The 22,361-nt window shown below is 76.1% G+C and carries 15 protein-coding genes; 11 read left to right on the forward strand and 4 right to left on the reverse strand.

All coding sequences use genetic code 11. From position 1 onward, the window contains the following. Window positions 1–4 precede the first annotated feature (4 nt). The 3 genes from ACYVO2_RS12160 to moeZ all read left to right on the forward strand — a co-directional run bounded on the left by ACYVO2_RS12160 (window position 5) and on the right by moeZ (window position 4,102). On the forward strand, window positions 5–1,399 hold the full coding sequence (locus ACYVO2_RS12160; RefSeq protein ID WP_461007715.1) for a DUF3152 domain-containing protein: 1,395 nt from the start codon (window positions 5–7) through the stop codon (window positions 1,397–1,399). A gap of 305 nt (window positions 1,400–1,704) precedes the next feature. Continuing rightward, window positions 1,705–2,727: an NAD-dependent epimerase/dehydratase family protein gene (locus ACYVO2_RS12165; RefSeq protein WP_461007716.1), complete on the forward strand. Its 1,023-nt coding sequence runs from the start codon at window positions 1,705–1,707 to the stop codon at window positions 2,725–2,727. 196 nt (window positions 2,728–2,923) lie between these two features. Beyond that, the gene (gene moeZ, locus ACYVO2_RS12170; RefSeq protein ID WP_461007717.1) at window positions 2,924–4,102 is read left to right on the forward strand and encodes an adenylyltransferase/sulfurtransferase MoeZ; all 1,179 of its coding nucleotides are present in this window, start codon (window positions 2,924–2,926) and stop codon (window positions 4,100–4,102) included. Between the two features lie 99 nt (window positions 4,103–4,201). Here the strand turns inward: moeZ and ACYVO2_RS12175 are convergent, their stop codons facing one another. Together ACYVO2_RS12175 and ACYVO2_RS12180 are read right to left on the reverse strand one after the other, a co-directional pair. Continuing rightward, complete coding sequence (locus ACYVO2_RS12175) at window positions 4,202–4,408, reverse strand: DUF2191 domain-containing protein (RefSeq protein WP_461007718.1); 207 nt, start codon at window positions 4,406–4,408, stop codon at window positions 4,202–4,204. 27 nt (window positions 4,409–4,435) lie between these two features. Continuing rightward, a complete protein-coding gene (locus tag ACYVO2_RS12180) occupies window positions 4,436–4,945 on the reverse strand; it encodes a GNAT family N-acetyltransferase (RefSeq protein WP_461007719.1) in 510 nt (169 codons plus the stop codon). Between the two features lie 108 nt (window positions 4,946–5,053). On the opposite strand from ACYVO2_RS12180, the gene ACYVO2_RS12185 reads away from it, so the two are divergent. After that, window positions 5,054–5,521 carry a PPOX class F420-dependent oxidoreductase gene (locus tag ACYVO2_RS12185; protein WP_461007720.1) on the forward strand — a complete coding sequence of 156 codons (468 nt, stop codon included), beginning with the start codon at window positions 5,054–5,056 and terminating at the stop codon, window positions 5,519–5,521. Window positions 5,522–5,540: 19 nt separating this feature from the next. Here the strand turns inward: ACYVO2_RS12185 and ACYVO2_RS12190 are convergent, their stop codons facing one another. Continuing rightward, entirely contained in the window at window positions 5,541–8,474 is a 2,934-nt protein-coding gene (locus tag ACYVO2_RS12190; RefSeq protein WP_461007721.1) for a flippase-like domain-containing protein, read from the reverse strand. Window positions 8,475–8,748: 274 nt separating this feature from the next. Between ACYVO2_RS12190 and ACYVO2_RS12195 the strand changes: the two genes are divergently transcribed. From ACYVO2_RS12195 to nudC, 6 genes are all read left to right on the forward strand, one after another. Next, a complete protein-coding gene (locus tag ACYVO2_RS12195; protein ID WP_461007722.1) occupies window positions 8,749–9,111 on the forward strand; it encodes an MGMT family protein in 363 nt (120 codons plus the stop codon). 374 nt (window positions 9,112–9,485) lie between these two features. Then, window positions 9,486–12,707: an ATP-dependent helicase gene (locus tag ACYVO2_RS12200; protein WP_461007738.1), complete on the forward strand. Its 3,222-nt coding sequence runs from the start codon at window positions 9,486–9,488 to the stop codon at window positions 12,705–12,707. Between the two features lie 202 nt (window positions 12,708–12,909). Further along, window positions 12,910–13,749, forward strand: a complete 840-nt coding sequence (locus tag ACYVO2_RS12205; RefSeq protein ID WP_461007723.1) for a hypothetical protein — start codon at window positions 12,910–12,912, stop codon at window positions 13,747–13,749. Window positions 13,750–13,983: 234 nt separating this feature from the next. Further along, window positions 13,984–17,178 carry a UvrD-helicase domain-containing protein gene (locus ACYVO2_RS12210; protein ID WP_461007724.1) on the forward strand — a complete coding sequence of 1,065 codons (3,195 nt, stop codon included), beginning with the start codon at window positions 13,984–13,986 and terminating at the stop codon, window positions 17,176–17,178. A gap of 19 nt (window positions 17,179–17,197) precedes the next feature. Beyond that, entirely contained in the window at window positions 17,198–18,637 is a 1,440-nt protein-coding gene (locus tag ACYVO2_RS12215) for a M20/M25/M40 family metallo-hydrolase (protein WP_461007725.1), read from the forward strand. A gap of 119 nt (window positions 18,638–18,756) precedes the next feature. Beyond that, a complete protein-coding gene (gene nudC / locus ACYVO2_RS12220) occupies window positions 18,757–19,680 on the forward strand; it encodes an NAD(+) diphosphatase (RefSeq protein WP_461007739.1) in 924 nt (307 codons plus the stop codon). Window positions 19,681–20,045: 365 nt separating this feature from the next. On the opposite strand, the gene ACYVO2_RS12225 is transcribed toward nudC, so the two are convergent. Beyond that, window positions 20,046–20,303, reverse strand: coding sequence for a mycoredoxin (locus ACYVO2_RS12225; RefSeq protein ID WP_461007726.1), 258 nt, complete (start codon window positions 20,301–20,303; stop codon window positions 20,046–20,048). 240 nt (window positions 20,304–20,543) lie between these two features. Between ACYVO2_RS12225 and ACYVO2_RS12230 the strand changes: the two genes are divergently transcribed. Beyond that, a partial coding sequence (locus tag ACYVO2_RS12230; protein WP_461007727.1) for an ATP-dependent helicase occupies window positions 20,544–22,361 on the forward strand: 1,818 nt, incomplete at its 3' end.

A 22,361-nucleotide genomic window follows, 5' to 3' on the forward strand; every position in this document is an offset into this window, starting at 1 on the left:
CGTCGTGGGACGTCACAGCGCTCCCGGGCGGGGCCGCGGCCGTCAGCAGGCCCGCGCCGGCCGGGCGGAACCGGAGCCCCGCCTGACGGTGGCGGGCACCGGCACCGGCGAGACCGGGCAGGGCGAGCACGCGCGAGCCCACGAGCCCGGCACCGCCCACGGCCACCCCGAGCCCGGCCACCCCGAGCCCGGCCACCCCGAGCCAGGCCGGCCCCCGTACGGCCAGCAGCCCGGCCGGCCCCAGCACGGCCGTCCCCAGCAGGGCGCTCCGCACCGGCCGCACCCCGGCCCGTGGGCCCCGGCGCCGCCGCAGGCCCGGGCCACCACGCACGGCGCCGGGCAGTGGGACGCGTGGCACACCTCCCCCGGCCCCCGGCGGCACTCCGGGCCGGACGGCCCCCGCCCGGAGGACGTCGCGGCCTTCGACCGGCCCGCCGACGGCCCCGCGGACCCCCCGGGGCCGCCGGTGCCGCCGGTGCCGGCGGTCCCCCGGGCCGAGCCGCGGCCCGGCCCCGAGCCGACGCCCCTGCCCGTCCGCGGCCCCGCCCGGCGCACCACCGCGGCCCGCATGCTCACCGGTGTGCTGGCCGCCGCGGTGACCGCGGGGCTCGCCTTCGCCGTGGCCGGGCAGGTCACGGGCGACCGCGACGAGCGCACCGCCGCCTCGGGCGAGACCCGCGCGGACGACTCGGCCGCCTCCCGCTCCCAGGAGCGGCGGCAGCCCGCGGGCGCCCCCCCGCGGGACGGCGCCGCCGTCGGGGCGAGCCTGCACGAGCAACTGTCGGTGCGCCTGCCCCTCCCGGCCGACCTCGCCCTCTCCGGCGACTTCGCCGCCGTGCCGGGCAAGGACGCGGCGCCGGGCGGCGGCAGGAAGTACCGCTACCGGATCGACGTGGAGCGCGGCCTGCCGCTGGACGGGCGGCTGTTCGCGCGCCTGGTGCACGAGACGCTCAACGACCCGCGCAGTTGGGGCCACGGCGGCGCGATGACCTTCGAGCGGGTCTCCTCGGGCGACCCCGACTTCGTCATCACCCTGGCCAGCCCCGGCACCACCGACGTGTGGTGCGCCAAGTCGGGCCTGGACACCAGCATCGACAAGGTCTCCTGCGACTCGGCGAGCACCGAACGGGTGATGATCAACGCCTTCCGCTGGGCGCGGGGCGCGGACACCTTCGGCGACGACATGCTGGCCTACCGCCGGATGCTCATCAACCACGAGGTGGGCCACCGCCTCGGCCACAACCACGAGGGCTGCCCCGCGGACGGGGCGCTCGCGCCGGTGATGATGCAGCAGACGAAGTTCCTCACCACGGGCGGTGCCACATGCAGGCCGAACCCGTGGCCGTTCCCCGAGGCCGCCCCGGGCGGCGGCGGGACCGACGGCACCGCCTCCCCGTAACGCCCGCCCCGCGCGAAGGTTACGCGGTTTCACCCCATGTGATGGCGCGATGGACAACCGTCCGTCGCGCTGTCGGCATTCGGCCCTAACGTCGTCACCGACACCATTCGCCGACGCGGGAGGAAGGGAGCACCGGTGCGCCCACAACCGACTACGGACAGTCCTCGCACGGGTGCGCACCGTGCCCGCGGCCCCCGGGGCCCCGTGGCCGCCGGGCCGGAGCCCGCCGGTCAGGCGCGGGCGGAAGGCCAGGGGGCCTGCGCCCGAGAAGTCGGACGCACCGGCTGGAGAGAAGGGAGACCTCGATGAGGGTGCTGCTGCTCGGCGCGGACGGGTTCCTCGGCAGGCACGTCACCGACCGCCTGCTCGCCGACCCCGCGGTCCAGCTCACCGCCCTGGGCCGCCGGGACAGCGCGGACGTGCGCTTCGACCTGTCCACCGGCAGCCCCGGCGCGCTGGCCCGCTTCCTCGACGCCGTCCAGCCCGGCGTCGTCATCAACTGCGCGGGCACCACCGTGGGCGGCGCCCGCGACCTGGTGCGGGCCAACACCGTGGCGGTGGCCACCGTCTGCGAGGCGATCCGGCGCAGCACCTGCACCGCCAGGCTGGTGCAGATCGGCTCGTCCGCCGAGTACGGCCCGTCCCCCGTCGGCTCCTCCACCGGCGAGGAGGCGCTGCCCAGGCCCAACGGCGCCTACGGCGTGGCCAAGCTGGCCGCCAGCGAGCTGGTGCTCGGCTCCGGGCTCGACGCGGTGGTGCTGCGGGTGTTCACCCCCGTCGGCCCCGGCACCCCGCTCGGCTCGCCGCTGGGCCGGATCGCGGACGCGCTGCGCCGGGCCATGCAGTCCGGGGCGCCGGAGGTGCGGGTGGGCGGCCTGTCGGTACTCCGGGACTTCGTGGACGTGCGCGACGTGGCCCGCGCGGTGCACGCGGCGTCGCTGTCCGCGGCCCAGGGCGTGGTCAACATCGGCACCGGCCACGCCGTGCGGCTGCGGGACGCGGCGGCGGCGCTGGCGCGGGCGGCCGGGTTCGGCGGGCACCTGCTGGAGCTCGACGAGCCGGCCGAGGAGCGGGAGGGCACGGTGCCCGCGGCCCGCCACGGCGGGGAGGGGCAGCGGCCGGACGTGCCGCAGGCCAGGCTCCACCCAGGCGAGCCGCAGCGCCCCGCCGAGCCGCAGCGCGCCGCGTCCCCTTTCCTGGCCGACGGCTGCGGGGTGTGGCAGCAGGCGGACGTGCGCACCGCCCGCGACCGCCTCGGCTGGCGGGCCCGGATCCCCCTGGAGGAGTCCCTGGCGGACGTGTGGATGGAGGCGGCGTGCCGGGTCTGACCCGCCGCCGGGCCGGCGGGACGGGACCGGACCGGCCCACCGGCGGCGGACATACGCCCCATACCGGGGCGATTCGCCGCCCGCCCGGAATACGGCCGGTGGTGTCTCGCCCCTCGGACCCGGTGTCTCGGAATGACGGCCGCCGTGGCAGTGTTACGGGAGAACCACCGTATTTCCACCGACCGACGGAGTTCCCGTGTCGTTGCCACCCCTGGTCGAGCCGGCTGACGAGCTCACCGTTGACGAGGTCCGCAGGTACTCCCGCCATCTGATCATCCCGGATGTCGGGATGGCCGGCCAGAAGCGCCTGAAGAACGCGAAGGTCCTGTGCGTCGGTGCGGGCGGCCTCGGTTCGCCCGCGCTGCTCTACCTGGCCGCCGCCGGCGTCGGCACGCTCGGCATCGTGGAGTTCGACGAGGTGGACGAGTCGAACCTCCAGCGGCAGATCATCCACGGCCAGTCGGACGTGGGCCGGTCCAAGGCCGAGTCCGCCCGCGACTCGGTGCGGGAGATCAACCCGTACACCGAGGTCGTGCTGCACGAGGAGCGCCTCGACAGCTCCAACGTGATGGAGATCTTCTCCCGGTACGACCTGATCGTGGACGGCACCGACAACTTCGCCACCCGCTACCTGGTCAACGACGCCTGCGTGCTGCTGAACAAGCCGTACGTGTGGGGCTCGATCTACCGGTTCGACGGGCAGGCGAGCGTGTTCTGGTCCGAGCACGGGCCGTGCTACCGCTGCCTGTACCCCGAGCCCCCGCCGCCCGGCATGGTCCCCTCCTGCGCGGAGGGCGGCGTGCTCGGTGTGCTGTGCGCGTCGATCGGCTCCATCCAGGTCACCGAGGCGATCAAGCTCCTCACCGGCACGGGCGACCCGCTGGTCGGCCGGCTGATGATCTACGACGCCCTGGAGATGACCTACCGCCAGGTCAAGGTCCGCAAGGACCCCGAGTGCGCGGTGTGCGGCAAGAACCCGACGGTCACCGAGCTCATCGACTACGAGGCGTTCTGCGGCACGGTCTCCGAGGAGGCCCAGCAGGCCGCCAGGGAGTCCACCATCACCCCGCGCCAGCTCAAGGAGATGCTGGACCGGGGCGACAACATCGACGTCATCGACGTCCGCGAGCCGAACGAGTACGAGATCGTCAGCATCCCGGGCGCCCGGCTGATCCCGAAGAACGAGTTCCTCATGGGCAGCGCCCTGGAGAACCTCCCGCAGGACAAGAAGATCGTCCTGCACTGCAAGACGGGTGTGCGGTCCGCCGAGGTGCTCGCCGTGCTGAAGTCCGCGGGCTTCTCCGACGCGGTGCACGTCGGCGGCGGCGTCATCGGCTGGGTCAACCAGATCGAGCCGGACAAGCCGGTCTACTGACCGGCCGGGCGGCCGGCCTTCGCGCGTGGGGCGCGGCTCCGGGACACCGGGGCCGCGCCCGACGCGTGTCCGCGTCGCGTCCCCCCGGAGCCCCGCCGCTCAGGCGGCGCCCTCCGGCCCCCGCGAGGTGTCCTCGAGACGGCGCCGCACGTCCACGGTGTTCTCGGTGCGGGCCTCGGTGCGGTGCCCGCGCGCGATGTAGTCGCGCACCACGAGCTCCACGGCGTCCTGCGGGTTGCCGACCCCGGCCAGGACCATGACCTCCACCACGAGGTGGGCATCGAGAGTGACGGTGACCTTCGCCATCGGACCAGCATGCCACCCGGGACCGGCTCAGGCCATGGACGCGGAGCCCTCCCCGGGCACCAGGGACTTCTCGAACCAGTGCTCCGCGTACGGGTCGTCGTTGAACGCCGGTATCTCGGTGTAGCCGTGCTTGGCGTACAGGCCGCGGGCCTCCACCAGGTCGCCGCGGGTGTCCAGCCGCATCATGGTGGCGCCGAGCTCCCGCGCGGCGTCCTCGGCCGCGGTGATCAGCAGCCCGCCCCCGCCCCGGCCGCGGGCCTGCGGGCGGACGAACACCTTGGTCAGCACGGCCACCCCGGCATCCGCGCGGCGCACCCCGGCGCAGCCCGAGGGCACGCCGTCCAGCCGCGCCACCAGGAACCGCCCGTGCGGCGGCTCCAGGCCGTCGGCGGGCTTGTCGGCGAGGACCGCGTCGATCTCCTCGTCGGTGGCGGTCCGACCCCAGTACCGTCCGGCGACCTCCGCGATGTACTGGCGGATCAGCCCCCGGGCGGCCGGGTCGGCGACGGGGGTAGGGGTGATCGTCCAACGGGTCATGCCGTCGATTCTCCCCCCGGTGTCCAGGTGTTTTCCGGCCGGGGCCACCCAGGGCCCGTCACCGCGCGCTCCGCCCGCGCTCCGGCCCCGCGACGGCAGGATGGGGCCATGCAGGACACCACTGACACCAACGACACCACCAGTCCCGCCGAGGACCCCAGGGAGCGACTGCTGCGCGACAGCAGGCAGGGGGTGCTGGCCACGATCCGGCGGGACGGGCGCCCGCAGTTGTCCAACGTCGTCCACCACTACGACCCGGCCACCCGCACCGTCCGCGTCTCGGTCACCGACGACCGGGCCAAGACCCGCAACCTGCGCCGGGACCCGCGGGCCTGTCTCCACGTCACCACGGGCGACTTCGGGGCCTACGCGGTCGCCGAGGGCACCGTCGAGCTGACCGAGCCGGCCGCGGACCCCGGCGACGCCACCGTGGCCGAGCTGGTCGAGCTCTACCGCGCCGTCGGCGGTGAGCACCCGGACTGGGACGAGTACCGGGCCGCCATGGTCGAGCAGCGCCGCCTGGTACTGCGGCTGCGGGTGGAGCGCGTCTACGGGATGGTGCCGCCGGGCCGCTGAACCGCGGCGGCGCCTGCCGTCACAGGGCTTCCTTGCGCTGGAGATAGGTGAACGACAGCCACCCGGGCAGCACCGGCAGCCAGAACGTCAGCAGCCGGAACAGCAGCACCGCCGGGGTCGCGATCTCCTTCGGCAGCCCGGCCGCCACCAGGCCGAACGTCAATGTGGCCTCGACCGCGCCCACCCCGCCCGGGGTCGGCGCGGCCGAGCCCAGCGCGTTGCCCGCGAGGAAGACGAACGCGACCCCGGCGATGGACAGGTCCCCGCCGAAGGCGCGGATGCAGGCGTCCAGGCAGAGCATGAACGAGGCGTTGAGCAGCAGGGTGCCGCTGATCCCGGTGAGCAGCTTCCCCGGCCGCTGGAGCACGTCCAGCATCCGCGGCACCACCCCGGCGAACAGCGACCGCAGCCGCGTCGAGACGAACCGGCGCAACTGCGGCACGGCCGAGACCACCAGCAGCAGCACCGCGGCGGTCAGCAGCCCGGCGATCACCGTGCGGGGCGAGGACAGCGACGGCGTCTTCGCCGTCCCCGTCAGATAGCCGAACGACAGCAGCAGCGTGACGTGCACGCACAGGCCCACCAACTGGGAGGCGCCCACGCTGGCCACGGCGAGCCCCGGCCGCAGCCCGGACCGCTGGAGGTAGCGGGTGTTCAGCGCCACCCCGCCGATCGCCGCGGGCGCCACCAGCTTCACGAAGGAGCCCGCGACCTGCGCCAGCACGGTGCGCGGGAACGCCAGCCGCTCGGGCACGAACCCGGTCAGGGACAGCGCCGCGGCCACGTAGCTGAGCGCGGCGGCGAGCACCCCGACCACCACCCAGCCCCACTCGGCCTCCGAGACCACCTGGGCGGGCTTGACCTCGCCGATCTGGGTGAGCAGGTAGTACGCGGCGAACGCGCCCGCGATGACGCTGACCAGGGTGCGGCCCCTGATCCGCTCCAGCCGGGCCGGCTCCACCGGGGCCTGCGGGCGGATCAGCAGCACCTGCTGCCGGATACGGGAGAGCAGGTCCTCCTCCCGGACCTCCTCCAGGGCCTCCTCGATGGCCTTCTTCTCGGCGCGCTTGGCCTTGCGGTCGTCCTTGCCGTCCGCCTCCGCGCCCGCGGCGGCGGCCCGGCGCTCCTTCTCCGCGCGGGAGGCCGCCAGCACCGCCTCGCGCTCCCGCTCGGCCCGCTCCTTGTTCAGCCGCCGCAGGGTGGCCCTGGTCTCCCGGTTCAGCGCGATCGGCTGGAGCAGGGGCAGGGAGTCGGCGACGGCGTCCGGGCCGAGGACGGCGGAGGCCGAGGCGACGGCGCGCTCCGGGCCGACCCGCAGCGCCAGCGTGGTCAGCAACTGGGCCACGTCCATCCGCAGCACCAGGTCGCCCGCGGCGATCTCCCCGCCGCGCAGATTGGTCAGGAACACCTGGCCGGAACGATCCACCAGCAGGGACCCGGCGCCGAGCCTGCGGTGCGCGATGCGGCGGGACTGGAGCGCCTTCACCTGCCGCCAGGCGCCGCGCAGCACCTCCTCGGTGATCTCCTCGTCCGGGATGTGGTCCAGGGAGCGGCCGCCGATGTGCTCGTACACCAGCATCACGGCGTCGGGGCCGAGCTCCGAGGTGGCGATGAGCTTGGGCGCGTTGGCCCCGGCCGCGATCGCCGCGTAGGCCAGCAGCGCCTCCTGCTCCAGCGCCTGCCGCAGCGTCTGGAGGCTGCGGCGCTGCGGGACGCCGCGCAGCCGCAGCCGCCGCCAGGCCCGGTAGAAGAAGCCGGACGCCTGCTGCTCGCGGTCCACCACGGTGACGTCAAGCGGCGGGCCGGAGTCCAGGTGGACCACGTAGCGGCGGCCGCCGTGCGCCTCGACCGACTCGGGGCTGTCGTCGGCGCGCAGCGCCCGGACGGGGGAGAAGCCGACGCGGCGCAGCCCGTACAGCAGGGTCTGGCCGGTGGGCCGCACGTTCGGCGAGCCGACCGCGTACAGGGTGCCGTAGGCGACGGTCCAGCCGATCAGGACGGTGAGGATGATCGAGAACGGGGTGGAGTAGCCGCCCAGCAGCACCGCCAGCGCGTCGAGCAGCAGCACCCCCCACACCGCGACCTGCCAGCGCGGGCGCTTGGACAGGCCCACGGCCGACATGAACGCGATGACGGGGGCGAGGTAGCCGTGCACCGGGTCGGTGAGGTCGAAGCTGCCCGGGGCCCGCTGGGTGAGCGCGTTCTCCACCGAGTCCGGCGCGTACTCGGCCACCCACACGTCCGTGACCAGCGACACTCCGTGTGCCAGCACCGCGGCGAGCACGCCGTCGGCCACCCGCAGCCCGTCCCGCTTGACCAGCCGCTCGATGGCGAACGCGATCGGCACGACCAGCACGGCGATGCTGGAGGCGAACCCGGCGAAGCTGATCAGCAGCGGCGGGGCCTTGCGGGTGCCCTCCAGGATGTCCTGCTCGAGGCCCGAGGTGGTGCCCTTGGCGATCCCGGCGATGACCAGGACCAGGGCGATGCCGAGCACACCGAGCAGGCCGCGGAGCAGGTCGCCCGGCCGGTGGACGCGGGCCGGCAGCAGGGGCTCGTCGAAGGACAGGCCGGCCTGGGCCGGGTCGTGGGGCGCCGGGGCGGGGGTCCCGGGGGCACGGGGCGCGGGCTCCCGCGGTGCCGGGGCGTGGGCCGGCGGGTCGTGGGCCGCGGGGTCGCGGGGGAGCGGTCGCGGGGGGCCGTGGTCGCTGCCCGGCCCCTCGGCGGGGGACGGTTCGCGGGACCGCTCCTCGCGCTCCGGGCCCCGGGCCCGCTCCGCGGCGCCGCGGTCCTCCCGTGCCGCCCCGGGGCCCGGTCCCGGTGCTCCGGAGCCGCCGGGGCCGCCGGTGCCGTGCTCCCGGTCCGGGTCCGGCAGGTCCGCCCGGTCCGCCCGGTCCGCCGTCACCGCCGGGTCCCGCTCCGGGGAGGTCTCCCCCTGGCCGCTCCCGGGCATGGCGGCGGCAGGCGCGTGGCGTCCCCTGTCCTGGGCCCCCGCGTCCTTCGCCGTCGAGTCATTGTGGTCTCGTATCACCAGTCACCGCCGGGACAGATGGTGGCACGGCGCGGTCCCGCACGGGGTCACCAGGGTGGATCTCGGGGTGAAGTGCGGGGAATGCCCCGCCCCCGGCACACGTGATCAACCGGGCGCGCGGGGGGTCCGCCGGCGGGCGGGCGGCCCCCGCCGCGGCCCGTGGCACGGCCTCGCGCGCGGGCGCGGGTGCGGCAGGATGGGCCGGATGGAGGACAGCGACGACAGCGGCCTGGAACTGCCGGACTACGCCGAGCGGGTGCTGGATGCGACCGAGCGGATTCCGCCCGGCCGGGTGATGACGTACGGGGACGTCGCCGAGTACCTCGGCGCGGGCGGACCGCGGCAGGTGGGCCGGGTGATGGCGCTGTACGGGGCGGCCGTGCCGTGGTGGCGGGTGGTGCGGGCGGACGGCAGGCTGCTGCCGGGCCACGAGCTGCGCGCCCTCGAGCGGTACCGGGAGGAGGGCACGCCGCTGCGCGAGCAGGGGCGCGGCGGCACCGGCCACCTGCCGCGGGTGGACCTGGGCCGGGCCCGCTGGGACGGGCGGCCCGGCGAGTGAACCTCCCATACCCCCAGCTTCCGCCATCCGGGCGCGGGCGCCACGTGGCGGCGGGGGCGGCGGCGCGCCGGCGCGCCGGGGGACGAACAGGGTGATTCCCGGGTCCGCCGACGCCTCGTGAGCCCGGTGACGTACCGTCGTCACCTGCGCCCGCCACCGGACCCGCCGCGGACCCGGGGCGGCGCCGCCGCACCAGCGGCACCGGTACGAGCACCCGAGCCAGCCCGAGCGAGACCCCGGACCCTGTGACTTCCCGCGCCCCCGCCTCCCCGTCCCCGACCGTCCCGGCCCAGCCGGGCCCGGCCGGGGACGGCGCCGCGAACGCCCCCGCCGCGAACCCTCCCGCCGCGGGCCACGCCTCGCCGTACCGCCTGCTGCGCACCCCGCCCGTCCCGCCGCCCCCGCCGCGGCTCGACGCCTCCCAGCGGGCCGTGGTCGAGCACCGCGAGGGGCCGCTGCTGGTGCTCGCGGGGCCTGGCACGGGCAAGACCACCACGCTGGTGGAGGCGGTGGCCGAGCGGGTGCGGCGGGGCACCGACCCGGAGCGGATCCTGGTGCTCACCTTCAGCCGCCGGGCCGCGGTCGAGCTGCGGGACCGGCTGGCGGCGCGGCTGGGCACGGCGGTCACGCCGCAGGCGAGCACGTTCCACTCCTTCTGCTACGCGCTGGTGCGCGCCCGGCAGGACCCGCGCCTGTTCAGCTACCCGCTGCGGCTGCTGTCGGGTCCCGAGCAGGACGTGGTGGTGCGGGAGCTGCTGGCGGGCGAGGCCGAGGACGCGCGCGCCGGGCGCGCGGGCGTGCGCTGGCCGGACGAGCTGCGCGCCTGCCTGACCACGCGCGGCTTCGCCGACGAGGTGCGCGCGGTGCTGGCCCGCAGCCGCGAGCTCGGGCTCGACCCGGCGGCGCTGGGCTCGTTCGCGGAGCGCACCGGGCGCCCGGACTGGCAGGCCGCCGCCGCGTTCCTCGCCGAGTACCTCGACGTGCTGGACGCCCAGGGGGTGCTGGACTACGCCGAGCTGGTGCACCGCGCCGTGCTGGTCGCCGAGGAGCCGCCGACCGCGGCGTGGCTGGCGGGCCGGTACGAGGCGGTGTTCGTGGACGAGTACCAGGACACCGACCCGTCCCAGGTGCGGCTGCTGCGCGCCCTCGCCGGGCCGCTCCCGGGGCGCACCCGGCGGCGCGGCACCGGGCGCACGCTGGTGGTGTTCGGCGACCCGGACCAGTCGATCTACGCGTTCCGCGGCGCCGACGTCGGCGGCATCCTCGGCTTCCGGCACGACTTCCCCAAGGCGGACGGCTCGCCCGCGGACGTGGCGGTGCTGCGGGTCTCCCGGCGCGCCGGGGCCGGGCTGCTGGCCGCCACCCGCACGGTGGCCCGGCGCATGACGCTCACCCGGCTGCCCGCGGAGCAGGTGCGCGCCCACCGCGAGCTGATCCCCTCCCGGGACGGCGGCCGGGTGGAGGTGCTGACGTTCCCCACGCCCGGCGCCGAGCTGGACAACATCGCCGACATCCTGCGCCGCGCCCACCTGGAGGACGGGGTGCCCTGGGGCGAGATGGCGGTGCTGGTGCGCGCGGGCGCCCGCTCCATACCCGGCGTGCGCCGGGCGCTGACCTCGGCCGGGGTGCCGCTGGAGATCGACGGCGACGACCTGCCGCTGCGCGAGGAGCCCGCCGTCGCCCCCCTGCTGCTCGCGCTGCGCGCCGCCGCCGAGCGGACGGTGGACACCGAGACCGCGCTGACCCTGCTCACCTCGCCGCTCGGCGGCATGGACGCCACCGACCTGCGGCGCCTTGGCCGGGCGCTGCGCGAGGAGGAGCGGGCCGCGGGGCGGACGACGGTGCGCCCCTCGGACGAGCTGATAGCCGAGGCGCTGGCCGAGCCGGAGCGCCTGGTGGCCATGGACCCGGCGTACGCGCGGGGCGCGCAGCGCTTGGGCGCCCTGCTGCGCACGGCGCGCGAGCTGCTGGCGAACGGCGGCTCCGCGGAGCAGGCGCTGTGGGAGCTGTGGAGCGGCACCCCGTGGCCGCAGCGCCTGGAGCGGGCCGCGCTGCGCGGCGGCGCCGCGGGCCGCAACGCCGACCGCGACCTGGACGCGGTGTGCGCCCTGTTCGAGACCGCGGCGCGCGCCGAGGAGCGCGCCGGGCACCGGGGCGCCGTCAACTTCCTGGAGGAGCTCCAGGCCCAGGACATCGCCGCGGACACGCTCACCACCCGCGCCGTGCGCCAGGACGCGGTGCGGCTGCTGACCGCGCACCGCGCCAAGGGCCTCCAGTGGCGGCTGGTCGTGGTCGCCGGGGTGCAGGAGGGCCTGTGGCCGGACCTGCGGCGGCGCGGCTCGCTGCTGGAGGCCGACCGCATCGGGCGGGACGGCCTGGCCGAGCCGCTCAGCCCCGGCGCGCTGCTCGCCGAGGAGCGGCGCCTGTTCTACGTGGCGGCGACCCGGGCGAAGGAGCGCCTGGTGGTCACCGCGGTCAAGGCCCCGGCGGAGGACGGCGACCAGCCGTCGCGGTTCCTCACCGAGCTGGGCGTGGAGCCGGTGGACGTCAGCCACCGCCCGCGCCGCCCGCTGTCGGTGGCGGCGCTCGTCGCGGAGCTGCGCGCCACCGCCGTGGACCCGGCCGCGTCCCCCGCGCTGCGCGAGGCCGCCGCGCAGCGGCTCGCCAAGCTGGCCGCGCTCACCGACGACGAGGGCCACCCCTTGGTGCCGTCCGCCCACCCCGAGCGCTGGTGGGGCCTGTACGAGCCCACCCGCGCCCGGGCGCCGCTGCACGACCCGGGGCAGCCGGTGCCGCTGTCCGGGAGCGCGGTGGAGCAGTTGGAGACCTGCTCGCTGCGCTGGTTCCTGGCCAGTGAGGTGCGCGCGGAGACGCCGTCCAGCGGGGCGCAGGGCTTCGGCAACGTGGTGCACGTGCTGGCCGACGAGGTGGGCTCGGGGCGCACCCCGGCGGATCTGCGGGTGCTGATGGAGCGCCTGGACTCGGTGTGGGACGCGCTGGCGTTCGACGCGCCGTGGAAGTCCCACCAGGAGAAGGAGCAGGCCAGGGCGGCGTTGGAGCGCTTCCTGCGCTGGCACGTCACCGAGCGGGACGGCCGGGAGCCCGTCGCCACCGAGCACCCGTTCGACGTGACGATCGAGGTCGGCGACGTGCGGGTGCGGGTGCGCGGCAGCATGGACCGGGTCGAGCGCGACGAGGCGGGCCTGGCCTACGTGGTGGACTTCAAGACCGGCAAGGGCAAGGCGCCCACGGCCAGGGAGGTCGAGCACCACGCGCAGCTCGCCGTCTACCAGCTCGCGGTGCGCGAGGGCGCGCTGGACGGCCTGCCGGGCCTCGACGCCGGCGGCGCGCGCCCCGGCGGCGCCGAGCTCGTCCAGTTGCGCAAGGCCCCCACCGGGCGCGGCGTCGACCGCGAGCTGCCGCTGGTCCAGCTCCAGCAGCCGCCGCCCGACGGCTGGGTGGAGGACCTGCTGGCCCGTACCGCGGGCCGGGTGCTGGCCGAGCGCTTCGTGCCCGAGACGGGCGGCCACTGCGGGCACTGCGCCTTCCAGCGCGCCTGCACCGCCCGCCCCGAGGGCCGTCAGCTCATCGAATGAGCGAATGGGCCCATGAACGAATGAGCGGTCGTTCACATCCCCCCTTGGAACGTCAAGTTCCAGCCACGGTAGAGTGCGCGCTCCGCCCGGCGACGGCGGTCATGCCCCTGGCGAAACCGGAGCGGTGAACTCCGCAACCGGGCGACCGGGGTACGGCGTCGTGCTGTGGGGAGACGACCACAAGGCACGGAGACAAGCACGTATGAGCATCAAACGGGGACTGGCCGCCGCCGCTGCGGCCTGCGCACTGCTGACCGTGGCTGCCTGTGGCAGCGACGGCGGTGACGATCCGAAGGACCCGAGCAACCCCCTCACCCAGTCCAGCGCGCCCGCCGAGCCGAAGGCCGAGCCGAACGGCGTGGAGAAGCTCACCGCCCAGGAGATCTTCGACAAGTCCGAGGCGGCGTTCAAGGGCGCCACCGCGCTGCGCATCAACGGCACCATGGCCGGTGGCGGCATGCGCATGGACATGGCCGTGGACGACACCGGCGACTGCGACGGCAAGGTCGCCCAGGACGGCGCCCAGGTCCAGCTCATGAAGCAGAGCGAGACCGTCTACCTCAAGATGAGCGGCGCCTTCTGGCGCCAGTTCGCGGGCGAGGACGCCGACGCCGCCCAGGCGCTGGTCGGCGACCGCTGGATCAAGGCCACGACGTCCGACCAGGGCGCCGAGGACTTCTCCCAGATGTGCGACCTCAAGGAGCTCACCGGCTCCATGAGCGAGGACGGCAGCAGCGCCCGCGACTCGGCCACCAAGGGCGCCACCACCACCGTCGACGGCGTCCCGGTCGTCGAGGTCAAGTACGAGTCGGACGAGGACGGTCCGATGACGATGTACGTCTCGACCGTCGGCAAGCCCTACCCGGTGAAGCTGACCGGCACCGACGACGGCAAGGCCGCCGAGGTCACCTTCTCCGACTACGACCAGCCGGTGGAGATCAAGGCCCCCGCCGCCAGCGAGGTGCTCGACTACGCCCAGCTCCAGCAGGCCGCCCAGGCGGGCGCCAGCGCCGGCGCGGGCGCGGACTCCGGCAACGCCTGAGGCTCCCGCGCACGGCGCCCGTGACCGAGGCCCGCGCTCCGCGCGAGGGCCCCTCCGTCCCGGGCCCGCGCTTCGCGCGAAGGCTCCTTCATCCCGGGCCCGCGCTTCGCGCGAAGGCTCCTTCATCCCGGGCCCGCGCTTCGCGCGAAGGCCCCCTCGCCCACCTCGGCGAGGGGGCCTTCGCCGTCCCCGGCGCGCGCGGGGATGTCCGCCGCCCCGGATACCCTCACTCGGGTGCCCACCCGCCTGACCGACCCCGAGCAGCTCAAGCAACTGCTCGGCATCCCGTTCACCGCGGAGCAGACGGCCGCCATCACCGCGCCGCCCGCCCCCGCGGTGATCGTCGCGGGCGCCGGGTCCGGCAAGACCACGGTGATGGCCGCGCGCGTGGTGTGGCTGGTCGGCACCGGGCAGACCGCGCCGGAGAAGGTGCTGGGCCTGACGTTCACCAACAAGGCGGCGGGCGAGCTGGCCGACCGGGTGCGCCGCGCCCTGGCCAGGGCCGGGATCACCGACCCCGAGCCGGTCCCGGGAGCCGACGGGCCCGAGCCTCCGGGCGAGCCGGTGATCTCCACCTACCACGCCTTCGCCGGGCGGCTGCTGAAGGAGCACGGCCTGCGGATCGGCGTCGAGCCCAGCGCCCGCCTGCTCGCCGACGCCACCCGCTACCAGCTCGCCGCCCGCGTGCTGCGCCGCGCGCCCGGCCCCTACCCGGCGCTGACCAAGTCCGTGGCCGAGCTGGTGAGCGACCTGCTGGCGCTGGACGGCGAGCTCGCCGAGCACCTGGTGGAGCCCGGGCGACTGCGCGCCCACGACGCCGAGGTGCTCGCCGCCCTCGACGGCGTCCGGCTCTCCAACGACCACCTGCGCCGCATACCCGGGACCGCCGCCGCCCGCGCCGAGCTCAGCGCCCTGGTGGAGCGCTACCGCGCCGACAAGCGCGCCGCCGACCTGCTGGACTTCGGCGACCAGATCGCGCTGGCCGCCCGGCTCGCCATGGAGCGGCCCGAGGTCGGGCGGATCCTGCGGGAGACCTTCGAGGTGGTGCTGCTGGACGAGTACCAGGACACCTCCGTCGCCCAGCGGCTGCTGCTCTCCCACCTCTTCGGCGGCGGCACCGGCCACCCCGTCACCGCCGTCGGCGACCCCTGCCAGGCCATCTACGGCTGGCGCGGCGCCTCCGTGGCCAACCTCGACGACTTCCCCGGGCACTTCCCGCACGCCGACGGGCGGCCCGCCGACCGCCACGCGCTCAGCGAGAACCGGCGCAGCGGCGGGCGGCTGCTCCAGCTCGCCAACCGGCTCGCCGAGCCGCTGCGCGAGCGGCACGAGGGCGTGGAGGCGCTGCGGCCCGCGCCCGGCGCCGAGCGGGACGGCACGGTGCGCTGCGCGCTGCTGCGCACCCACGACGAGGAGATCGCCTGGCTCGCCGACCACATCGCCCACCTGGTCCGCACCGGCACCCCGCCGGGCGGGATCGCCGTGCTGTGCCGGGGCGGCCGGGATTTCCCCGACGTCCACGCCGCGCTGGTGGAGCGGGACGTGCCGGTGGAGGTGGTGGGCCTGTCGGGGCTGCTGCACCTGCCGGAGGTCGCCGACCTGGTGGCCACCTGCGAGGTGCTCCAGGACCCGACGGCCAACGCCGCGCTGGTGCGGCTGCTGGTCGGCCCGCGCTGGCGGATCGGGCCGCGGGACCTGGCCCTGCTCGGCCGCCGCGCCCGCCGCCTGGTGCTGCGGCCCGGCCTGGAGGGGGAGGGCGAGGACCGACTCGCCGACGCCGTCGCCGGGGTGGACCCCACCGAGGTGGTCTCCCTCGCCGACGCCCTGGACACCTTCGTGGCCGACCCCGGGGCCGGGCCGGGCGACGACCTGCCGTTCTCCCCCGAGGCCCGGGTGCGCTTCGCCCGCCTGGCCACCGAGATCCGCGACCTGCGCCGCCACCTCGGCGACCCGCTGATGGACGTGCTGCACCGGGTGCTGGCCGTCACCGGCCTCGAGGTGGAGCTCTCGGCGTCCCCGCACGCCCTGGCGGCCAGGCGGCGGGAGACCCTCGGCGCGTTCCTCGACATCGCCGCGTCCTTCGCCGACCTCGACGGCGACCCGTCGCTCACCGCGTTCCTGGCCTTCCTGCGCACCGCCGCCCGCTACGACCGGGGCCTGGACAACACCCTGCCCGGCGGTGGCGACACGGTGAAAGTGCTCACCGCGCACAAGTCCAAGGGCCTGGAGTGGGACGTCGTCGCCGTGCCCGGCCTGGTCGCCAAGGCGTTCCCCAGCGAGCAGCCGCGCGCCCTGTGGACCCGCGACCCGAGCGTGCTGCCGCACCCGCTGCGCGGGGACGCCGAGACCCTGCCCGACGTCCCCGAGTGGACCGCGCGCGGCCTGAAGGCGTTCGAGACGGGCATGAAGGACCACCAGGCGGTGGAGGAGCTGCGCCTGGGCTATGTGACGTTCACCCGGCCGCGCTCCCTGCTGCTGGGCTCCGGGCACTGGTGGGGGCCCACCCAGACGCGCAGGCGCGGCCCCTCGCCGTTCCTGCACGCCCTGCGCGAGCACTGCGAGGCGGGCTTCGGCGAGGTGGAGCACTGGGCCGAGGAGCCCGCCGACGACGAGGCCAACCCCTCCCTCGCCCGCACCGCCGACCACCCCTGGCCGCTGCCGCTCGACCCGGCGGCCACCGAGCGCCGCCGCCACGCGGCCCGCCGGGTCCTCGACCGGCTGGGGCGCGACCCCGCCGAGCCCGGCCCGCCGCCCGCCGACCTGGCCCCCGAGGAGCGGCGCCTGGCCGACTCCTGGGACCGCGACCTGGACGTCCTCGCGGCCGAGCTGCGCCGCTCCCGCGCCTCCTCCCGCGAGGTCCCGCTGCCCGCCGCCCTGTCCGCGTCCCAGTTGATGCGGCTGGCCGCCGACCCGGACGGCTTCGCCAAGGAGCTCGCACGCCCCATGCCGCGCCCCCCGCGGCCCGCCGCGCGCCGCGGCACGCGCTTCCACGCCTGGGTGGAGTCCCTGTTCGAGCCGCTGCCGCTGATCGGGCCCGACGAGCTGCCCGGCCTTGAGGACGCCGAGATCGACGACGAGCAGGACCTCGCCGGGCTGAAGGAGGCGTTCCTGCGCACCCCGTACGGCGCCCGCACCCCCTACCGCGTCGAGGCGCCGTTCCAGTTGCCGCTGGCCGGGCGGTGGGTGCGCGGCCGGATCGACGCCGTCTACCGGCGCGACGACGGCGGCTTCGAGATCGTGGACTGGAAGACCGGCCGCATCGCCGCCGACCCGCTCCAGCTCGCCGTCTACCGCCTGGCCTGGGCCGAGCAGCAGGGGCTCGCGCCCGACGAGGTCACCGCGGCGTTCCTGTACGTGCGCACCGGCGAGGTGGTGCGCCCGCCGCGCCTGCCCGGGCGCGCCGAGCTGGAGCGCCTGCTGTCCGGATAGCCCGATAGGCTGGCCCTCCATGAGCACTGCCCCGGACACCGCGGTCCGCGCCTTCCTCGACGGGCACCGCGACGCCTTCCTCGACGAGCTGACCGACTGGCTGCGCATCCCCTCGGTATCCGCGGACCCCGACCGGGCCGGCGAGGTGCGGCGCAGCGCGCGGTGGCTGGCCGCGGCGCTGGCCGCGACCGGGTTCCCCACGGCCGAGGTCTGGGAGACCGACGGGCTGCCCGCCGTCTACGCCGAGTGGCCCAGCGGCGACCCCGGCGCGCCCACGGTGCTGGTCTACGGGCACCACGACGTGCAGCCCGCGGCCCGCGAGGACGGCTGGGACAGCGACCCGTTCGACCCCGTGCTGCGCGACGGGCGGCTGTACGCGCGCGGCGCCGCCGACGACAAGGGCCAGGTGCTGCTGCACGCCCTGGGCCTGCGCGCCCACCTGGCCGCGACCGGCCGCACCGCCCCCGCGGTGAACCTGAAGGTCCTGGTGGAGGGCGAGGAGGAGTCCGGCTCCCCGCACTTCGCCGAGCTGCTGCGCCGCCACGCGGCCCGGCTGGCCTGCGACGCGGTGCTGGTCTCCGACACCGGCATGTGGAGCGAGGACACCCCGACGGTGTGCACCGGCATGCGGGGCCTGACCGACTGCCAGGTGGACCTGTACGGCCCGGACCGGGACATCCACTCCGGCTCGTTCGGCGGCGCCGTGCCCAACCCCGCCACCGAGGCGGCCCGGCTCGTCGCCGCCCTCCACGACGAGCGGCGCCGCGTCACCGTCCCCGGCTTCTACGACGGCGTGGTGGAGCTCACCGACCACGAGCGCGAGCTCTTCGCCGAGCTGCCCTTCGACGAGAAGGAGTGGCTGCGCGCCGCGCACTCGCACGGCACCCTCGGCGAGGCGGGCCACACCACGCTGGAGCGGATCTGGGCCAGGCCCACCGCCGAGGTCAACGGCATCCACGGCGGCTACGGCGGCCCCGGCGGGAAGACGATCATCCCGGCGCACACCCAGGTGAAGCTGTCGTTCCGGCTGGTCGAGGGCCAGGACGAGCGCGCCGTGCGGCGCCGCTTCACCGAGTGGGTGGCGGCGCTGCTGCCCGAGGGCATCCGGCACGAGATCACCTTCTGGGGCGCGACCAGGCCCTGCCTGACGCCGCTGGACCACCCGGCGCTCCGGGCCGTGACCCGCTCCATGGCCCGCGCGTTCGGCACGAAGGTGCGCTACACCCGCGAGGGCGGCTCCGGCCCCGCGGCCGACCTGCGGGACGTGCTGGACGCGCCGGTGCTGTTCCTCGGGATCTCGGTGCCGTCCGACGGCTGGCACTCGGTGAATGAGAAGGTGGAGACCGGCCTGCTGCTGAAGGGGGCGGAGGCCGCCGCGTACCTGTGGGGCGATCTGGCGGCGCACTGGCGGCCCGCGCGGAGCGGGAGCGCACGAACGACGGCTGGGACGGCTGGGTGACGAATGACGCGAGTGGGACCACTGTGACCTGTACGGAACGTGCCGAGGACGCCTCGAACGCGGCGGGCCTGAGCCCGGGCGCCCCGGGGGCCGCGCCCGTCAACGAGGGCGGGAAGGGGCTGGCCCTCAGCCAGCCGGTGCTGCCGCTGGCCCGCACCGCGGTGGACCGGGCCGCCGACCGCCGCACCGACGAGGCGTGGCTGGCCGCGGCGTGGAGCCACCCCGGCACCCGGGTGCTGCCGGTCTGCGAGGGCAAGGCGCTGGTGGTGGACGCCGACGCCGCCGACGGCAAGGGCGCGCGCTTGGTCCTGCTGCCGTCGTTCGAGGCCCCCGAGGGCACGGAACGCTACTTCCTGGGCGTGGACGGGGCGGGCACCGCCTACTTCGGCCTCTCGGTGGCGACCCTGCCCGGGCGGATGGACGACGCCGCCAGGCCCGCCGGGCTGCGGGAGGTCGCGCTGCTGCTCGACGACCGCGACTCGGGCCTGATGGTGAACGCGGTGGCGCTGGACAACTGGCACCGCATGCACCGCTTCTGCGCCCGCTGCGGACAGCCGACGCAGCTAGCCTCGGCCGGGCACGTGCGGCGCTGCCCTGCCTGCGGCGCCGAGCACTACCCGCGCACCGACCCGGCCGTGATCATGCTGGTGGTGGACGCCGACGACCGCTGCCTGCTGGGCAACCACGCGCTGTGGCCCCGCGGCCGCTTCTCCACCCTCGCCGGGTTCGTCGAGCCGGGGGAGTCCCTGGAGCAGGCCGTGCGCCGCGAGGTGGCCGAGGAGGCCGGGGTGCGCGTCGGCGAGGTCTCCTACCAGGGCAGCCAGCCCCACCCGTTCCCGTCCAGCCTCATGCTGGGCTTCCTCGCCCGCGCCCTGAGCACCGACATCCAGGTCGACGGCGAGGAGATGGCCGAGGCCCGCTGGTTCACCCGCCGCGAACTGGCCGAGGCCGTCTCCTCCGGCGAGGTGATCCCGCCCAACGAGATGTCCATCGCCCGCAGACTGGTGGAGCTGTGGTACGGGGGCCCGCTGCCCCGCCCATGACGCCCGGCCGAACCCGCCCCGTCACCCGCGGGACCCCGGGACGCGGCCCCGCTTCCGGGGGACGGCCCGCCGTGTCCCTCGTGGACACACCCCGTCCCCACGCAGCCCCGCCACCGGGGCGCGGCCCGGCGGGGCGCCCCGAGCGCACCGGGACTGCGCCCCGGGGCGCAGTCCCGACCCTGCCTCCGGGGGCGCGGCCCCGGAGGGACGCGCCCACGCGCGTGCCCCGGCCCCGGGCGGAATCCACCTCCGGGGCCCGGGGCGGAGCCCCGGCGGGGGTCCAGGGGGCGGAGCCCCCTGGGCTCCGGAGGAACGCCCCCCCACCCCCACGCGAACCGGCCCCCGCCGGAGGCGGGGGCCGGGCCTCAGGCGCCGAGCGCCTGCTTGACCTGAGCGAGCGAGGGGTTCGTCATCGTGACCGCCGCACCGCCGCCGGCCGGCGTCACCACGACCGTCGGCACCGTCTGGTTGCCGCCGTTGACGGTCTCGACGAACTCCGCCGACTTCGGGTCCTGCTCGATGTTGATCTCGGTGTAGCCGATCCCCTCCCGCTCCATCTGGCTCTTCAGCCGCCGGCAGTAGCCGCACCAGGTGGTGCTGTACATCGTCACGGTGCCCGTCATCGGTCGTCCCGCTCCTTCACCATCGCGTCAACGGTTGATCCCTGAACGGAATCCAAGCGGTGAACGCCGGAGAGTGCCGGAGGCATTCCTGCGCGAACCGACTCCGTGCGGACCGTCACGGCCCGGCGCAGCCCGATGACAGCCCGGCACAGCCCGAGGACAGCCCCGCCCCACCCCCGGTAGGACCATCACACCAAGCCTGTGGACAACTTTCCCGCCCGTCCCGCCCGACCTGAGAGCATGGTCCGCGTGACCGCACCACCTCTGTTCCCACCCCCCACGGCGGACGCGGTGCTCGACGGCCTCGACCCCGAGCAGCGCGAGGTCGCCACGGCCCTGCGCGGCCCCGTCTGCGTGCTCGCCGGAGCCGGGACGGGCAAGACTCGGGCCATCACCCACCGCATCGCCTACGGGGTGCACGCGGGCGTGTGGACGCCCGCGAGCGTGCTCGCGGTCACCTTCACCGCCCGCGCCGCGGGCGAGATGCGCGGACGGCTGCGGCAACTGGGCGCGGGCGGCGTCCAGGCCCGCACCTTCCACAGCGCCGCCCTGCGGCAGCTCCAGTACTTCTGGCCGCGCGCGGTCGGCGGCGCCATGCCGCGCCTGCTGGAGCGCAAGGCGCAGCTCGTCGCCGAGGCCGCCGCCCGCTGCCGCGTCCGCCTGGACCGCACCGAGCTGCGGGACGTCACCGCCGAGATCGAGTGGGCCAAGGTCACCCAGACCGTCCCCGAGGACTACCCGGCGGCCGTGCTGAAGCACGGCAGACAGGCGCCGCGGGACGCGGCCGAGATCGCCGCCGTGTACGCCGCCTACGAGGAGGGCAAGCGCGAGCGCGGCGTGATCGACTTCGAGGACGTGCTGCTGCTCACCGTGGCCGTGCTGGAGGAGCGGGGCGACGTGGCCGACGCCGTCCGCGCCCAGTACCAGCACTTCGTGGTGGACGAGTACCAGGACGTCAGCCCGCTCCAGCAGCGGCTGCTCGACCTGTGGCTCGGCGGCCGGGACAGCCTGTGCGTGGTCGGGGACGCCAGCCAGACCATCTACTCCTTCACCGGCGCCACCCCGCACTACCTGCTGGACTTCCGCACCCGGCACCCCGGTGCCACCGTGGTGCGGCTGGTGCGCGACTACCGCTCCAGCCCGCAGGTGGTCCACCTGGCCAACGGACTGCTCGCCCAGGCGGGCGGGGCCGCCGCCCGGCACCGCCTGGAGCTGGTCTCGCAGCGCCCGCCGGGACCCGAGCCGGCGTTCCTGGAGTACCCGGACGAGCCCGCCGAGGCCGAGGGCACCGCGCGGCGGATCCGGGCGCTGCTGGACCGGGGGGTGCGGGCCGGCGAGATCGCGGTGCTCTTCCGCACCAACGGCCAGTCCGAGGGCTACGAGCAGGCCCTGGCCGACCACGGCATCCCCTACCAGTTGCGCGGCGCCGAGCGGTTCTTCGAGCGGCCCGAGGTGCGCGAGGCCGGGATGCTGCTGCGCGGGGCCGCCCGGGCGGGAGCGGCGGACCGGGAGCTGGCGGCGGCCGAAGGGCTTCCCGCCCAGGTGCGGGCGGTGCTGGGCACCCGCGGCTGGACCACGCGGCCGCCCGCGGGCTCCGGCGCGGCACGGGACCGCTGGGAGTCCCTGGCCGCGCTGGTGCGGCTGGCCGAGGAACTGGCCGCGGCCCGCCCCGAGGCGGACCTGGCCGACTTCGTCGCCGAGCTCGACGAGCGCGCCGCCGCCCAGCACGCCCCCGCGGTGGAGGGCGTCACCCTGGCCTCCCTGCACGCGGCCAAGGGCCTGGAGTGGGACGCGGTGTTCCTCGTCGGCCTCACCGAGGGCATGCTCCCCATCGCCTACGCCAGAACCGACGAGCAGGTGGAGGAGGAGCGGCGGCTGCTGTACGTGGGCGTCACCCGGGCCCGCGAGCACCTGACGCTGTCCTGGGCCGTGGCGCGCTCACCCGGCGGGCGCGGCGGGCGCCGGCCGACGCCCTTCCTGGACGGGCTGCGGCCGGGCACCAGGCGCGGGGCCCGCGGCGGCGCGGGCGCCGGGGCGGCGGCGGGCGGCGCCCCGTCA

This window comes from Streptomyces capparidis, assembly GCF_054782095.1.

Coding starts and splice junctions, on each gene's coding strand:
- ACYVO2_RS12165 (WP_461007716.1), top strand. CDS start 1,705: ATGAGGGTGCTGCTGCTCGGCGCGGACGGGTTCCTCGGCAGGCACGTC.
- ACYVO2_RS12175 (WP_461007718.1), bottom strand. CDS start 4,408: ATGGCGAAGGTCACCGTCACTCTCGATGCCCACCTCGTGGTGGAGGTC.
- ACYVO2_RS12180 (WP_461007719.1), bottom strand. CDS start 4,945: ATGACCCGTTGGACGATCACCCCTACCCCCGTCGCCGACCCGGCCGCC.
- ACYVO2_RS12185 (WP_461007720.1), top strand. CDS start 5,054: ATGCAGGACACCACTGACACCAACGACACCACCAGTCCCGCCGAGGAC.
- ACYVO2_RS12190 (WP_461007721.1), bottom strand. CDS start 8,474: ATGCCCGGGAGCGGCCAGGGGGAGACCTCCCCGGAGCGGGACCCGGCG.
- ACYVO2_RS12195 (WP_461007722.1), top strand. CDS start 8,749: ATGGGCCGGATGGAGGACAGCGACGACAGCGGCCTGGAACTGCCGGAC.
- ACYVO2_RS12205 (WP_461007723.1), top strand. CDS start 12,910: ATGAGCATCAAACGGGGACTGGCCGCCGCCGCTGCGGCCTGCGCACTG.
- ACYVO2_RS12215 (WP_461007725.1), top strand. CDS start 17,198: ATGAGCACTGCCCCGGACACCGCGGTCCGCGCCTTCCTCGACGGGCAC.
- ACYVO2_RS12225 (WP_461007726.1), bottom strand. CDS start 20,303: ATGACGGGCACCGTGACGATGTACAGCACCACCTGGTGCGGCTACTGC.